The sequence below is a fragment of the Paenibacillus sp. FSL R7-0026 genome (assembly GCF_038004485.1).
GTDB lineage: Bacteria > Bacillota > Bacilli > Paenibacillales > Paenibacillaceae > Paenibacillus > Paenibacillus xylanexedens_A.
Window position 1 is genome coordinate 1593546 of sequence record NZ_JBBORG010000001.1, and the last position, 15316, is coordinate 1608861.

The following is a 15316-nucleotide window of genomic DNA, read 5'->3' on the forward strand; positions in this document are numbered from 1 at the left end:
AATGTGAAACCTGCAGCCGAAGGACCTAGCAAAAAGCTGAAGGGAAACGTGAAGGGCAATTCGCTCTGGACTGAAATCTGGAAGCACCGAATGACATACACCCTGCTTATTCCGGGGCTTGTCTGGCTAATTCTGTTTGCCTACATGCCGATGGGTGGCCTGTCTCTGGCATTCAAAGATTACAAGGCCAACCTGGGCATCTGGGGAAGTCCATGGAGCGGATTCGAGAACTTCAAATATGTTTTCCGTGATCCAACCTTTATCGACGCAGTATGGCGTACGCTGTACATCAATATTCTGAAACTGATTATTCAGTTCCCGTTCCCGATCATTCTGGCGCTGTTGCTGAATGAATTGCGGATGCGCAGAGGGAAAAAATTATTCCAAACCGTTCTTACGTTCCCGCACTTCCTGTCCTGGATCATCGTATCCGGGGTAGTCATCAATGTGCTGGCATATGACGGACTGGTAAATAGCGCGCTCGGATTACTCGGATTGCCAACGATTAACTTCCTGGGGTCTGAATCCAACTTTGTACCAATGTTGCTGTTGACTGATATCTGGAAATCAAGTGGATGGGGCGCGATTATATTCCTGGCTGCCATCTCCGGTATTGATCAGGATCAGTATGAATCAGCACAGATTGACGGGGCTTCCCGTATGCAACAGATGTTCAAAATTACTTTACCGAACATCCTTCCAACCATCACAATCATGTTTATTCTGTCGGTTGGTGGATTGATGTCTTCCGGGTTTGACCAGATCTTCAACTTGGCAAATGCCGCTACCAAAAATGTATCGGAAGTACTCGATGTATATATCTATCGGATTACGTTCCAGTCATCTACCGATTTCTCATTCTCGACAGCGGTCAGCTTGTTCCGTTCCCTGGTGAATATGGCCTTGCTGCTTCTTGCTGACAGATTTGCCAAGTGGCTTGGCGGAGACGGTTTGTTCCGATAAGAGAGGAGGAAAAATGAGATGAGCAAGAAAGCTAACAAAAAACCGAGAATTGGTACAGAAAAAATGACACTTCTCGATTACATTATTTTCGCCGTATTACTCGTGCTTGCCCTGATGATCCTGATTCCGTTCTGGAATGTCATCATGATTTCGTTTGCAACACAAAAAGAATATGCTGACAATCCATTTTTGATGTTCCCTAAAGAATGGACATTGGATTCCTACAAGGCATTGTTCGCTGACGGAACGATTCTGACAGGGTACAAAAATACAATTATATTGCTAGTCATCGGCTTGCCACTCAGCTTGTTCCTGACAACAAGCATGGCATACGGCCTTAGTCGCAACAAATTTCCGTTTAAGAAATTTATATTCTTCCTGGTACTGTTCACCATGATCTTTAATGGTGGTATCGTACCACTGTACCTGATCATGAAATCACTTCATCTTACAGGTACGTTGTGGTCCGTTATCCTGGCGGGAAGCTTCAGTGCGTTTAACATGATTCTGATGATGAACTACTTCTACACCTTGCCTGAATCGCTGATGGAATCGGCGAGACTGGATGGAGCAGGAGAGTGGAGAATTTTGTTCTCCGTTGTTCTTCCGCTTGCTACACCAATTATGGCTACAATCACGTTGTTCTACGGTGTGGCTTATTGGAACAGTTGGTATGATGCGATGATATTCCTTCGAAAAGCGGATCAGTTACCGCTCCAGAATGTACTCCGAAATATTATCGTGACATCTACGACGAATGCATCCAATGCATCCAGTGTGGATGCTGCCCAGGCAAGCAACTTCTCAATGGGCATGAAGATGGCGGCCGTATTTGTCACCATGGTACCAATTATGTGTTTCTTCCCAATGCTGCAAAAACACTTTGCCAAAGGGGTATTAACAGGGGCAATCAAGACCTGATATACGTATAGGATTTTGCAATAAAATTCTACTAAAAAACATGGGGGTAAAACATGAAAACGAACAAAAAGTTGTCAGTAAGAGCTCTCTTTGCCATCACGCTTAGTGTAGTTATGCTGATGGTGACCGCTTGTTCCAGTCAAGGAGCTTCAGGTGGTAACGAAAAAGATGCAGAGGGAAATTACAAAGACAACCTGACCATCTCTGTAGCTAACCTGACAGAAATCAAAAACGGGAACCTGGATAATGACTTCCACAAGTTCTGGACAGACAAATTTAATTTAACATGGGACTACAACTATATCGATTGGGATTCATGGGGCGAGAAGCTTCGTCTGTGGATCAACTCTGGCGACTTGCCGGATGTAGCGGTATGGAACTACGTACATGGCGATGCCATTAACAGCATTGAACAAGGTTTGTTCTACAAATTCCCGGATGACTGGAAAGAACGCTGGCCTAACGTGGCAGCAGCTTACAATTTGACGGGTCTTGGAGACAAGTTGGAAGAATTGACAGGTGGAACATATGTCCTGCCTAGACCAATCTATTTCGAGAACAAACCGGCTGACCCACTGACGAACCAAATTGGTGTCATTGCGCTTCGTAAAGACTGGGCTGAAGCAGTTGGTTTTGAACTGAAAGATGCTTATACAACAACCGAATTGAATGAATATGCTGCGCTAGTGAAAGAAAAAGATCCAGGCAAAGTGGGTAACAAACTTGTACCTCTGTCCTACAATGCGGCAGATGCCATGACAAACATGATTATGCCAAACAGTGTGCATGCCATGACTGACTCTCCGTTCTACAAAGGTGAAGATGGCCAATTCCACTGGGGACCAGCAGATCCTGAAACGCTGACAGGACTTAAATTGATGCAAAAAGCCTACAAAGATGGACTGCTCAATCCTGAGTTCTACACATGGAAAAACAATGAAGGTCAAAACAACTTCAAAGTAACAGGTACAGCTGCTGTAACAAGTCTGGGCGGACTGGCTTCGTACAGACAAGGTCTGGATTCCGATATGAAAAAAAATCTGGGTGTAGATAGTGATGAACTGGTACACACAGCAATCGTAGTAGGCGATGACGGTAAATACCGTAACATGGAGCAAGCCAACTTCTGGTCGGCATTGATCTTCAATCCGGAAATTAGTGACGAGAAATTCGAACGGATCATGGATCTGATCGATTACTCTGCAACAAAAGAAGGACAGTTGCTCATCAACATGGGCTTTGAAGGAAAAGATTGGAAATATGATGAAAACAACGAACTCGTTAGCTTGTTGCCAGAAGGAACGGTATTGGAAGATAAATATCCAGCACGTTTCGAAGGTCTGTACCTGCTCGGTGACGACTTCAGTGTTGTAAACCCTGCAATCAAAAAAGATTACCGTGATAGAGCCGTGAAATTGTTCGAAGAAAAAGCAAAACTCGGTACAGAAGGCAAATCGCTTGCGCCATACGATTGGGATGTCAACCTGTACGATTCCAAAGCTAAGAGTCAGGCTTCATTCGACTACCAGAATGAATATGCCAACTTGATCCTCAAAAACGGAGATCTAGAGGCAAACTGGAAAGAATGGGTAAACAGTAAAATGTCCCTGGTTCAACCTTATCTGGATGAGCTAAACGATAAATTCTAGTAATCATTCAGTAATAAATTTTGAACCCGGTGCGCGGTCTCTCCCCGAACGCAGCCGGGTTCTTTATTTCAACAACTTATAGTGGAGGATACGATCAGATGAATAACGAGCAGTTGTTAGACCTGGTAAAACAGATGACGTTGGAGGAAAAAACAGCTCAGCTTCTTCAGTTGACCGCCAACTTTTATGAAGGAACAAATGTCGAAGGTCAGATCACAGGGCCGATGGAAGAGATGGGAATTACGGAGCAGTCCGTGGATGCTAGTGGGTCCATTCTAGGGTTGTCCGGTGCGCAGGCCATCATTGATGTACAGCAAGCTTATATGAAAAAAAGCCGTTTGGGCATTCCGCTTTTGTTCATGGCTGACGTAGTTCATGGATTCAAAACCATTTTTCCGATTCCACTGGCGATCGGTTGTTCATGGGACACAGAACTGGCTGAGAAAAGTGCTGAAATTGCAGCACGTGAATCAGCTGTATCCGGTTTGCATGTTACCTTTGCACCTATGGTGGATCTGGTTCGTGACCCGCGCTGGGGCCGTGTGATGGAAACGACAGGAGAAGATCCTTATCTGAACAGTTTGTTCGCGGCTGCGTTTGTACGTGGATATCAGGGCGACAGCTTGAAGGATGAGCCAGATCGTCTTGCAGCCTGTGTTAAACACTTCGCGGCGTATGGAGCGGCTGAGGGTGGTCGGGATTACAATACGGTGGACATGTCTGAGCGTAACTTGCGTGAGTACTATTTGCCAGCGTACAAAGCAGCGTTGGATGCGGGCGTGGAAATGGTCATGACTTCGTTCAATACGGTTGACGGTATTCCGGCAAGTGGCAATGAGAAGTTAATGCGCGGCATTTTGCGTGAAGAGTGGGGCTTTGATGGTGTATTAATCTCGGATTGGGCTTCCATTCGCGAGATGATTGCGCATGGTGCTGCAGAAGATGATCGTGAAGCGGCATATCGTGCCATTCGCGCAGGAGTAGATATGGAGATGATGACACCTTGTTATGTGCATCATTTGCCTGAATTGATTGAGAGTGGTGAAGTGGATGAGAAGCTCATTGATGAAGCCGTTCTGCGAATTCTGCAACTAAAAGAAAAGCTGGGATTGTTCGACAATCCGCTACGTGCAGCTGATCCGGTTCGTGAACGCGAGATTGTGTTCTCCAAAGAGCACCGTCAGGTATCGTATGAACTGGCAACCAAATCGGCTGTCCTGTTGAAGAATGATGACAGCGTGCTTCCGCTTCAGCCTGAAGCTAATGTAGCCCTTATTGGTCCTTTTGCACAGAGTCCTGATATTCTCGGCTGGTGGTCTTGTGAAGGAGTTAAGGAAGATGCAGTCAAGCTCGGAACAGCTCTGCAAGAACGCTTGACGGATGGGAAAGTTCAATTTGCTCAAGGCAGTAATGTTCATACGATTACAGCTGAGCAGATTGCCGAAGCCCTGGAAGTGGCAAGCAAAGCAGACCTGATTGTCCTTGCTCTTGGTGAAGACTCCGAGATGAGTGGAGAAGGTGGCTCGCGCACGGATATTCGTCTGCCAGCAGCCCAATTGGAATTGGTTAAACAGCTCAAAGCAGCGGGAAAACCGATTGTCAGCGTTATTTTCAACGGCCGTCCATTGGATCTGCATGGTGTAATCGATGAATCGGATGCCGTTCTTGAAGCCTGGTTCCCAGGTAGTGAAGGCGGAGCAGCGATCGCAGATGTTCTGACAGGTGTAGTGAATCCATCTGCACGTCTGACGATGTCTTTCCCGCAGTCCGTAGGTCAGATTCCGGTCTATTACAACCATTTCAATACAGGTCGTCCACTGAACCCGGAGAAGACGGAAGAACGTTATGTCTCCAAATACATTGACAGCCCGAATGAACCTTTGCTTCCGTTCGGTTATGGTCTCTCCTACACTTCTTTCTCTTATGGTGATCTTGAAGTGTCAAGTAACGAGATGACTGCCGAAGATTCCCTGAGCATCCAAGTACGTGTAACAAACACGGGTGAGCGCGCGGGCGTGGAGACTGTTCAGTTGTACGTTCGAGATGTAACGGGTGAAGTCGTTCGTCCTATGCGTGAGCTGAAAGGATATGTGAAGCTTGCACTTGCGCCAGGCGAGACGGGTACAGCCACGTTTACATTAAATGAAGAACAGCTTCGTTATCACCATTCGGACTTAAGTCATCGCAGTGATCGAGGCGAGTTCCATATTCTTGTTGGTGCAAACAGTCGGGATACCCAGAAGAAATCATTCAGACTCGTTTAATCCGGGGGATGGAAAGAGTAATGTGTCAGGCCTTTCACTATGGAGGGCCTGATAAACATAACAGGGGAGCGAAGAATGTGGTCAGTATCAAGGATATCGCCAAACAGGCGGGAGTTTCCATCTCTACTGTGTCATATGCGCTGAATGGCAGCAACAAAGTGACCGATGAGACGAGTTCCAAAATTTTGGCCATTGCCAAAGAACTGAACTATGTTCCAAATGCCGCAGCAAGAACACTGAAGAAGAGGGAATCCAAAATTCTAGGTGTATTCTTGACCGATTTTAGAGGAGATGTGTATGGAGACTTGCTGAGTGGCATGAAAGCCGTATGTAATGCTCAAGGCTATGACCTGATCGTGTGCAGTGGTAAACAATCCCATCGCATGCTTCCAGAGAGGATGATTGATGGTGCAATCATTCTGGATCATACGTTTGCAAGTGAGGAACTAATGCAGTATGCCGATCGTGGGCACAAAATCGTTGTATTGGACCGTGAGATGGATCATCCCAACATTAATCAGGTTCTGCTGGATAATAAGGCAGGGGCGACACTTGCGATGGAACATCTTATTGAACAGGGACATAAGAAAATCTATGTGGTGACAGGACCGGAAGGTTCGTTTGACTCTGTGCAGCGGTTAAAGGCAGTAAGACAGGTTGCGGAACGTGAAGCCGATGTGGAATGGATTGAGATCACGGGAGATTTCGAGAAGAGTGGTGGAGAACAAGCCGCAGATCAGATTGTGCAGGTGTATGATGGACCCGCAGCGGTATTCTGCCTCAATGATGAGATGGCTATTGGCTTGTGTGATCGTCTGGCAGACAGTGCATTTGGCGTTGGTCAAGAGATTGATGTCATTGGATTCGACAATATTGAATTGAGCAAATACGTCCAGCCGAGATTGGCAAGCATTGATTATTCCAAGCGCAAGTGGGGATCGCTCGCTGCTGAACAATTGATCAAGATTATTGCTGGAGAACCCGTTGATCATGAACGAATTTATGTGACATTAGTTGAGGGTGGGTCGGTGAGTGGGCCTATTCCGTCTGATTCGGTTATATCCATGCGGAATGACCGGGCGGTTAGCTATTGATCCCGAATACAGCAAGAGACAAGGCTTAGAAGAATCGAATCATTCTTTTAAGCCTTGTCTCTTGTTATTTCGAGGATGAAGCAATAGAAAAAGCCTCTCCGGAGAGAGGCTTGGCCTTTACAAGCCTTTTGTTTTGTCATTGTTGTAGGATGAAGTGAGAATGCCTGTAATGAAGAGAGTCAATACGATTGCAATAATCCAGAATGTCAGTGAAAATGACATACCCTTCGCACCTCCTGCACAAGCTCATTTTCTTCTATTATAACCATTATAGGTAGAAAAGAAATGCTTCACCCTATTATTTGTAAAATAAAAAGTGTGTGGGCACCGGTCTGAGGCTGCCATCTGAAGGGTTATTCACGACCCGATTATTCAGAATAAGTGAGGATGATCCACCGCCATCCAGATTATAGGCATCGATCACCCCAAGCTTGTACAACCGCCCTTGCAACTCTTCAAGGGTAGCACCGGAACTTCCGCCCTCATTATATCCGTCAACTACAATAATCAATAACTGATCATCTTTATAATTGCCAATGACTGTACGTGGTGCTCGTTTGGGTGATACTTTCCATTTGTCGGGAATTGCGGTTTTACGTCCATTCTGTAGCAGCACGGGTACAAACGTAGCCCCAAATTGTGGTTGCAGGCGATCCAGTGAGTTTTTGTCGAAGAACTTGCCTCCAACCAGTTTGCCGGCATCGTTAAGCCCTACAAAAAACAGATCTTTGAAACTGGCCTGGAAACCGTTCACGTATTTCCCGTCCATGACGGTTGTGCTAAGTGGATAACGTTTGCCGCCACTGTCAGCAAATCCACCTGCGTTGATTCCGGCAATTGCGCCGTTACGCTTCACAGCCTGCATGGTCGTTTCAGAACGCCCAGGTTCACTGTCTAGAGCCATCTGCATGGCCGTAGGGTCTTTTAACTTGATCTTCATGGCATAGCCCTTATAGCTGCCAGGATTCACTCTGTACATTTCAATCGTTAACCGGTCACTGTCTACCCGTTCAAATGGAACGCCAAGCTTGGATGAAATCCGTTTGTTGTAGATCATTTCCGGACGATCCGCTTGGGCGGAAGCCTTCTGCACAAGTGTAGACATCGTACTTGTTGTTTTATTATAGAGCTGTGTCGTTCTTTTAATAGAAGAAGAAGTCTGGACAGCAGCATCTTTTGCCCCCGCAAGCTCTTGGCTAATTGCTTGGGTCCGGGGTGTAATCGTATCCTCTGACAGTTCGGTAGGCATCAAATCTCCGGGTTCAAGTGGAGGACGAAGCAGCAGCAGGCATAATATCAATCCAACAAAAGGAGCGAGTGCAAGCATAAAAAAACGATTAACCTGTTTGACGGGTGTAATCATTTGAGCAGGTCCATCTTTTTCTGGAGTGTCTCCAGTTGTTTTTTGACTTCGCTAAGCTGGGTATACAGTTTGTTGCTGTTATCCGTTTTGTCACTTGCATTATCCTTGGTGAAAGTCAGCAATTCATTGAAGGATTGAACCTGTCCCTGCAGGTCTTCTACTTCCTTAGATATCGTTGTTAGCTGATTTTCGTAGTCGGTTTTTAGCGCTGCAATCTGCTGCTGATTATGGGCTTGAAGCTGGTTAATCATCTGTTGCTGGAGATGGTTACTATAATAGTAGGTTCCAACGACTCCTAGTGCAATGAGAACAATCCACATTACCAGAAACAGCTTGATTGAAGATCCAGCCTTGCCTTTGGCGCTCCGGGTGTGATGGATGTCAGAGGACGGGGCAGATGGTTTCATATCATCACTCCTGGTCATTTATAGGTACAAAAAAATTTCCAGTTCTCATTCTATCATGCCCCTTTTGATTACGCAAAAATGAAATTCTTTACTTAATAGAGTAAAAAGAGATTGCATCGGAAGGAAGTCCTAGGATACAATTTCTTATAGATGCAATAAGTAGGAACTTTGGGCAGGTTTTTCGACTTTTTTAGATAGAAATGCAGGAAATTTATACTATATTTTGACCTTTCCGGGGATGGGAAGAGGGACGTCATGGTGTTTTTATAACAAAATACAGTGAAAATAGAGCTTTTTTATCGGCTTCCTCCTGTATTTTTCTGTTTTTCGACATAATCCGACCTATGCTTCTTCTATACTCGGACTGTCGCATAGACGATGGAATTATCATGACAGAAGCTAGAAGTTATTTGTCCAATACATAACAGGGGGAACAACAATGAAAAAAGTATGGCAGGTGGTCATCATAGATATCCACCCCACCAGCATGCTCGGTACAAAATTGATTTTGGAAGAGCAGCAAGATCTGACGGTACGTGGCATGACTTCGACCGGAACAGAAGGGCTCGAACTGGTGAATATTCACCAGCCTGATCTGATTCTGATGGATTATCGTCTTCCAGAGGGCCAGGCAGATCAATATATTTCCCAGATGAAGAATCTGTCAGCTCACAGTCACATCATCATTTTGACGGATGAAGACAATGTGAAGCTGTTTCGTCATCTGATGAGCCTTGGTGCAAGCGGCATGTTATCCAAACAGGCTTCCCCTAGCCAGCTGATTCATCTGATCTCTGGATTACGTGAGGGCCATGTGTCCATTCCATTGTCGTGGTTAAACAGTGCGGAGTGGGCGCAACCTGTGGAGTCTCCGACAGAAGCACGTGTCATTGAATTAACAGAAACCGAAACTTTTATCATGGAAAGAATTGTTCAGGGTGTAACCTATGATAAAATAGCGAATGAGATCAACGTTAGCAGACGTTCCATTGATAATTACCTGCGTAAAATATACGTGAAGCTGGAAGTAAGCAGTAGAGCACAGGCCATTGAACGTTATGCCTTGCATGCAAGACAAGTGAAGACGGGATCCTGACGAAACAGGTTTGTTCTTCCCATGATCACAACAGTTCTGTATGCATCCGGTCATATTCGATGGCGCGCAGGAATAGGTTGTAGGGCTGCGGACTGCGAGTACAGTTTCGGAATAGGGACGAAAGGGGAACGGATCGATGAAATATTTCTTTGCTTCCCGTACCAACAGGCTTTTGTCATCACCACTGAGGGATATACGTGAGATGTCTGGCAGGGATTATTTCATTTCTCTGGCAGAAGAATTGCCTGCGGAGGAGTTGTTTCCTTTCAAATTGTTGGAAGAAGCAGCGGTGTCTGTCTTTAGTTCAGGCCCCTCCGCATTGCAATATGGAGAGCCAGCAGGCTATACGCCCCTAAGAGAGTGGTTGAACAAAGACTGGAATGCACGCAAAGGCATACGAACGGTACCCGAGCAGATTCTGTTGACCACTGGTACCCAGCAGGCCATCGATCTGGTGATGCGTCTATTACTTGAGCCCGGAGATTCTGTACTGGTTGAACATCCCACATCCCCAGGCTGTCTTGAGGTTCTGGAGATGCAAGGAGCCAAGATTGTGCCCGTAATGGGTGATCGGGACGGCATATTGCCAGACCTTTTGGAGCAACACATGCAGCAGGTTAGACCGAAGCTGCTTTTTGCTGCACCCAGTTTCTCGAATCCGACCGGTGCTTTGTGGAGTATGGAACGGCGGGAGGCTGTCCTTGAGCTGTGTTCGCGCTATGGTGTACTGCTTGTGGAAGATGATTCTTATGGAGAGCTCCATTTCGATGGCCTTGAGCCAACGGAATTCTATCGTAAATATCCTTCACTCTTTGCACTGGATACTGCCGATCAGGGTGGACATGTTCTCTACATTGGTTCATTTAGCAAAACGGTAGCGCCCGCTCTTCGAACCGGATGGGCCGCTGGACATCCTGCGCTGATTCAGGCGATGGCCTCGGTTAAACGGATTGCAGATGGTCAGTCCAGTCCGATGAATCAGCGGCTGTTGTATCAACTGCTTGCCCATTCCCCTTTTCGTTGGAGTGATCACCTATCCATGTTGAATCGGGAGTATAAGACAAGACTCAAACTGATGCTTGAACTGTTGAAGAGGCCGGGCTGGAAAGGGTGTCAGTACAATATCCCTGAGGGCGGAATGTATCTGTGGGTACAGTTGCCGGAAGGATTGGATAGTGGCGCTCTGCTTAAGGCGGCTTTGCCCAAAGGTGTATCTTTTCTTCCTGGATCACTATGCTCCACAGGTGTACAGGATCAACGTTACATCCGATTGAACTTTAGCCATCCGGGCCGGGATGAATTGCTACTTGGCATGAACCTGATCAGTGAAGCCATTTCCGAATTTACGGCTCGTAGCTAAGTCAGATCAAAATAGATTTTATAGCAAAAATTAAAATTGGTTCATGACCAAAGTGATTACGTTATTGCATCCACTAACATTTTTATATATAATATGAATTAATGAGTTGTTGGTTTCTTTATATAAGCTACAATGGTGGCCAGTTCAGAAAAAGCACTCATATATTTTATCTAACGGGGGAAAATTCAACATGTCTAATATTTTATTTGTTAAAGCAAATGACCGTCCTGCAGATCAAGCAGTCAGCGTTAAATTGTACGATGCATTCTTGAGCGCATACAAAGAGTCCCACCCAGGTGACACAGTTACTGAGTTGGATCTCTACAATACAGAATTCCCATTCTATGGTAACACTGCTATCACAGGCACTTACAAAGCAGCTAACGGTTTTGAACTGACAGCTGACGAGCAAAAAGCAGCTTCACTTGCAGCACAATTGCAAGATCAATTCCTGGCAGCTGACAAAGTTGTATTTGCATTCCCACTGTGGAACTTCACTGTTCCAGCTCCATTGGTAAACTACATTGCTTACCTGAGCCAAGCTGGTAAAACATTCAAATACACTGCTGAAGGTCCTGTAGGACTTGCTGGCGACAAAAAAGTAGCTTTGCTTAACGCACGTGGTGGCGTTTATTCCGAAGGCCCAATGGCAGCTGCTGAAATGTCCCTGAACTTCCTGAAAACAGTTCTCGGCTTGTGGGGCATTCAAAACCCTGAAGTGGTTATCGTTGAAGGACATAACGCTTCTGCAGATCGTGCTGAAGAAATCGTTACTGCAGGTCTGAAATTGGCTTCCGAAGTAGCAGTAAAATTCTAATAACAATCTTCTATATAGAACACATCAAAACACCTGTAGTCTCCAGTGGAGATTACAGGTGTTTTTTTGCCTTCTCATTTTTTTCACATCCGTTACTTCAGATGATTCCATATCAGATATGGCCTGTATTTTTTAAGTACTGCTCCGCTGTTTCAGCGATGTGTGCAAGGTCGTCCTTATTTTCACCAGATACAGAATACGTTACATCAAGTTCATTAATGGTTCGTTCGATCATATCATTATCCTCAAGCATGTGTGCATGCTCGGTTAACGCCTGTACTCCCTTAATCGTCAAAATATACTTTCCACGGGAGAGGCGTTCAAACCAGCCGTAATAATTTTTTTGCAGAATTGCTGCTGCAGAACCTACGCCTGTCTGTCTGGCAAGGTTGGCCGGGGAGGCTTCTCCGTTCGTTCGTAGAGCGGATGCGACACGTAAAGCCTTCTCACGATATGCTGTGACCAGCTGTCTTCGTGTACTGCCTCCCGTATTGTAGTCTCCGCTGCGTTCGTCGAATTCTTTGAGCAATCGTTTCCGCCGAACACCGCTTTTGCGGGCAAATTGATTGGCGCTAGTAAGGGGCGTCTGGGCGGAAGGTTCGCACAGTACATCAATCAGGGGGGCTTTGGTTTTGTAAAATGTGACAGTCAGCAGCCCCAGACCAAGTTGTCTGCATAGTGCAGTCAGTTCGCTCCAGCGTTGGTTCACGGCACCGCGTTTGCTACGATTGCGCTCGACGGCTAGATACACGAACGGGCTAAGCTTCAAGCGCTGCATGCCCTGCAACAACAGGGAGAGGTTAAATGTTTTTTTCATCTCCACAATCAGTGGTTCGTCCTGGTCCGATCTGACTCCGACGAGGTCACAATGTCTGACTTCCGCCTTGACGTCGAAGCCGCGCTGCTCGAAGAAAGCCTTCACAGGCGAATATAATTCGGTTTCGTATTTCACTGCCATCGTCCGTGCTCCTTTCCTGAAGTGGCCTGTCTCTGACCATGTGTTGTCCGGTTTCCTGAATTTAGAACCCTCATTATATCATATTCGTTCTTTTTTTTCTGAAGGCACAAGATGTCTGATAGAACAGGGAAAAGCCAAAATTCGAAGCGGTTGATTGAAAAAAAGAGGTCAACTTATCCGAATTGCCGCATAGGTATGTAATACACTTTTCACAACAAAACAAGACGTTTGGACAGAGGGTGGCGGGACTACACAGGACCGCAAGATTGGTATTCAAGCAGGAGCCGCAATTCTATTGATTTCTTCATACCATTCGGAATGGTTGACAATCACACTAAAGGAGCCATGGGAGGTACCAAGCATGAATATTTTTGAACGCGTTGCGGAACATCGGGCAGAGAGTGACCGTTTGACATGGAACGGAACATTTGAAGATTATATTGCACTGCTGAGAGAGGACCCGACTCCGGCAATGACGGCTCACGCCAGAGTGTATGAGATGATTGAATCGTTTGGCGTGGAAGAAGTAGGTGGGCATAAGCGGTACAAGTTTTTTGAACAGGAGATCTTTGGACTGGATCGCTCGATTGAGAAGCTGGTTGAAGAATACTTCCACTCGGCAGCACGTCGTCTGGATGTACGTAAGCGGATCTTGCTCCTGATGGGTCCTGTAAGTGGAGGGAAATCAACGCTGGTGACGCTGCTGAAGCGAGGGCTTGAACAGTTCTCGCGGACAGAGAAAGGTGCCATATACGCCATTGATGGATGCCCGATGCATGAGGAACCGCTGCATCTGATTCCACTGGAGCTTCGCCCTGAAGTGGAAAAGGAAATTGGAGTCCGGATTGAGGGTAACCTTTGCCCATCCTGCCAGATGAGGCTCCGTACCGAATACGGTGGTGATATCAGCAAGGTGCCTGTGGAACGCGTCATTGTTTCCGAAGATAATCGCGTGGGAATAGGAACGTTCAGTCCATCCGATCCGAAATCGCAGGATATTGCCGATCTGACGGGTAGTATCGACTTCTCCACCATTACCGAGTTTGGTTCCGAATCCGATCCACGTGCCTATCGTTTTGATGGGGAGTTAAACAAGGCGAACCGTGGGTTAATGGAGTTCCAGGAGATGTTGAAATGTGATGAGAAATTCCTGTGGAATCTCCTGTCGCTCACGCAGGAAGGGAACTTCAAAGCAGGACGCTTTGCCTTAATCAGTGCGGATGAAATGATTGTGGCGCATACGAATGAATCGGAGTATAAGTCTTTTATCTCCAACAAGAAGAATGAGGCGCTACAATCCCGGATGATTGTCATGCCGATTCCGTACAATCTGAAAGTGTCCGAGGAAGAGAAAATCTATGCCAAGCTCATTCAGCAAAGTGACATGAAGCATGTTCATATTGCACCGCATGCACTGCGGACTGCAGCCATTTTTTCGATACTTACCCGCTTGAAGGAAACGAAGAAACAAGGCATGGATCTCGTTAAAAAGATGCGCATGTATGATGGTGAAGAAGTGGAAGGATACAAAGAAGCCGATCTGCGCGAGATGCAAAATGAGTATTTGGATGAAGGGATGTCCGGCATTGATCCACGGTATGTCATTAACCGGATCTCCAGTGCTTTGATCAAGCAAAATCTTCAGTGCATTAACGCGCTGGACATTCTGCGGGCGATCAAGGACGGTCTGGACCAGCATGCCTCGATCACAAAGGAAGAGCGGGAGCGTTATCTGAACTTCATTGCTCTTGCACGCAAGGAGTATGATGAACTGGCCAAGAAGGAAGTGCAGAAAGCATTTGTGTACTCATTCGAGGAATCCGCAAGAACGTTATTCGAGAATTACCTCGATAACATTGAAGCATTCTGCAACTGGTCCAAGATTCGTGACCCGCTCACGGATGAAGAGATGGACCCGGATGAGCGTCTGATGCGATCCATAGAGGAACAGATCGGGATCTCAGAGAACGCAAAGAAAGCGTTCAGAGAAGAGATTCTGATCCGAATCTCGGCATACTCCCGCAAGGAGCGCAAGTTCGAATACAGCAGCCATGACCGTTTGCGTGAAGCGATTGAGAAGAAGTTGTTCACCGATCTGAAAGACATCGTCAAGATCACAACCTCAACCAAAACACCGGATGCAACACAATTGAAACGTATGAATGAAGTCATTAAACGCTTAATTGAGGAACATGGATACACCGCAGCTAGCGCGAATGAACTGTTACGTTATGTGGGTAGTCTGCTTAATCGCTAATCGGCAACGAACCATTCCGGATCAGGCTCCTGATGCCTGTTGTGAGGCTCCTTCACAGCAGGGTCAGGGCCTTTTTAATTACATGAAGGTCATATTAGTCTAAAAAGCTGACAAATAAGGTTAATTTTAAAGAGAATTAGTTCTAATGGTATATGTATATTTAGGTA

General features: G+C 46.1%; 12 protein-coding genes. 9 read left to right on the plus strand and 3 right to left on the minus strand.

The features are described from left to right. Window positions 1-3 precede the first annotated feature (3 nt). The 5 genes from MKY44_RS07255 (at window position 4) to MKY44_RS07275 (ending at window position 6891) form a co-directional block, all read left to right on the plus strand. The gene (locus MKY44_RS07255; RefSeq protein ID WP_017689585.1) at window positions 4-963 is read left to right on the plus strand and encodes an ABC transporter permease; all 960 of its coding nucleotides are present in this window, start codon (window positions 4-6) and stop codon (window positions 961-963) included. A gap of 18 nt (window positions 964-981) precedes the next feature. Continuing rightward, a complete protein-coding gene (locus tag MKY44_RS07260) occupies window positions 982-1884 on the plus strand; it encodes a carbohydrate ABC transporter permease (protein WP_341006590.1) in 903 nt (300 codons plus the stop codon). A gap of 53 nt (window positions 1885-1937) precedes the next feature. Continuing rightward, window positions 1938-3533: an ABC transporter substrate-binding protein gene (locus MKY44_RS07265; protein WP_074094322.1), complete on the plus strand. Its 1596-nt coding sequence runs from the start codon at window positions 1938-1940 to the stop codon at window positions 3531-3533. Between the two features lie 98 nt (window positions 3534-3631). After that, complete coding sequence (bglX, locus tag MKY44_RS07270) at window positions 3632-5797, plus strand: beta-glucosidase BglX (RefSeq protein ID WP_341006591.1); 2166 nt, start codon at window positions 3632-3634, stop codon at window positions 5795-5797. Window positions 5798-5874: 77 nt separating this feature from the next. Beyond that, the gene (locus tag MKY44_RS07275; protein WP_341006592.1) at window positions 5875-6891 is read left to right on the plus strand and encodes a LacI family DNA-binding transcriptional regulator; all 1017 of its coding nucleotides are present in this window, start codon (window positions 5875-5877) and stop codon (window positions 6889-6891) included. Window positions 6892-7189: 298 nt separating this feature from the next. Here MKY44_RS07275 and MKY44_RS07280 read toward each other — a convergent pair whose 3' ends face one another. Both MKY44_RS07280 and MKY44_RS07285 read right to left on the minus strand, forming a co-directional pair. Then, window positions 7190-8254, minus strand: coding sequence for a phosphodiester glycosidase family protein (locus tag MKY44_RS07280; protein WP_341006593.1), 1065 nt, complete (start codon window positions 8252-8254; stop codon window positions 7190-7192). Then, window positions 8251-8661: a uroporphyrinogen-III C-methyltransferase gene (locus tag MKY44_RS07285; RefSeq protein ID WP_017689578.1), complete on the minus strand. Its 411-nt coding sequence runs from the start codon at window positions 8659-8661 to the stop codon at window positions 8251-8253. Before MKY44_RS07285 ends, MKY44_RS07280 begins: the two co-directional genes overlap by 4 nt. 439 nt (window positions 8662-9100) lie before the next feature. On the opposite strand from MKY44_RS07285, the gene MKY44_RS07290 reads away from it, so the two are divergent. From MKY44_RS07290 to MKY44_RS07300, 3 genes are all read left to right on the plus strand, one after another. After that, window positions 9101-9757: a response regulator transcription factor gene (locus MKY44_RS07290; RefSeq protein ID WP_341006594.1), complete on the plus strand. Its 657-nt coding sequence runs from the start codon at window positions 9101-9103 to the stop codon at window positions 9755-9757. A 136-nt stretch (window positions 9758-9893) separates the two neighbouring features. Beyond that, window positions 9894-11117: an aminotransferase-like domain-containing protein gene (locus MKY44_RS07295; RefSeq protein WP_338593042.1), complete on the plus strand. Its 1224-nt coding sequence runs from the start codon at window positions 9894-9896 to the stop codon at window positions 11115-11117. A gap of 190 nt (window positions 11118-11307) precedes the next feature. Then, window positions 11308-11934, plus strand: coding sequence for an FMN-dependent NADH-azoreductase (locus MKY44_RS07300; protein WP_036610012.1), 627 nt, complete (start codon window positions 11308-11310; stop codon window positions 11932-11934). Between the two features lie 112 nt (window positions 11935-12046). On the opposite strand, the gene MKY44_RS07305 is transcribed toward MKY44_RS07300, so the two are convergent. Continuing rightward, window positions 12047-12892 (minus strand): DUF2161 domain-containing phosphodiesterase, encoded by an 846-nt coding sequence (locus tag MKY44_RS07305; protein ID WP_341006595.1) that lies wholly within the window; start codon window positions 12890-12892, stop codon window positions 12047-12049. 361 nt (window positions 12893-13253) lie between these two features. Between MKY44_RS07305 and MKY44_RS07310 the strand changes: the two genes are divergently transcribed. Then, entirely contained in the window at window positions 13254-15149 is a 1896-nt protein-coding gene (locus MKY44_RS07310; protein ID WP_036610009.1) for a PrkA family serine protein kinase, read from the plus strand. The last annotated feature ends 167 nt before the right edge of the window (window positions 15150-15316 follow it).

Coding starts and splice junctions, on each gene's coding strand:
- MKY44_RS07310 (WP_036610009.1), top strand. CDS start 13,254: ATGAATATTTTTGAACGCGTTGCGGAACATCGGGCAGAGAGTGACCGT.
- MKY44_RS07265 (WP_074094322.1), top strand. CDS start 1,938: ATGAAAACGAACAAAAAGTTGTCAGTAAGAGCTCTCTTTGCCATCACG.
- MKY44_RS07300 (WP_036610012.1), top strand. CDS start 11,308: ATGTCTAATATTTTATTTGTTAAAGCAAATGACCGTCCTGCAGATCAA.
- MKY44_RS07260 (WP_341006590.1), top strand. CDS start 982: ATGAGCAAGAAAGCTAACAAAAAACCGAGAATTGGTACAGAAAAAATG.
- MKY44_RS07295 (WP_338593042.1), top strand. CDS start 9,894: ATGAAATATTTCTTTGCTTCCCGTACCAACAGGCTTTTGTCATCACCA.
- MKY44_RS07280 (WP_341006593.1), bottom strand. CDS start 8,254: ATGATTACACCCGTCAAACAGGTTAATCGTTTTTTTATGCTTGCACTC.
- MKY44_RS07305 (WP_341006595.1), bottom strand. CDS start 12,892: ATGGCAGTGAAATACGAAACCGAATTATATTCGCCTGTGAAGGCTTTC.
- MKY44_RS07285 (WP_017689578.1), bottom strand. CDS start 8,661: ATGAAACCATCTGCCCCGTCCTCTGACATCCATCACACCCGGAGCGCC.
- bglX (WP_341006591.1), top strand. CDS start 3,632: ATGAATAACGAGCAGTTGTTAGACCTGGTAAAACAGATGACGTTGGAG.
- MKY44_RS07290 (WP_341006594.1), top strand. CDS start 9,101: ATGAAAAAAGTATGGCAGGTGGTCATCATAGATATCCACCCCACCAGC.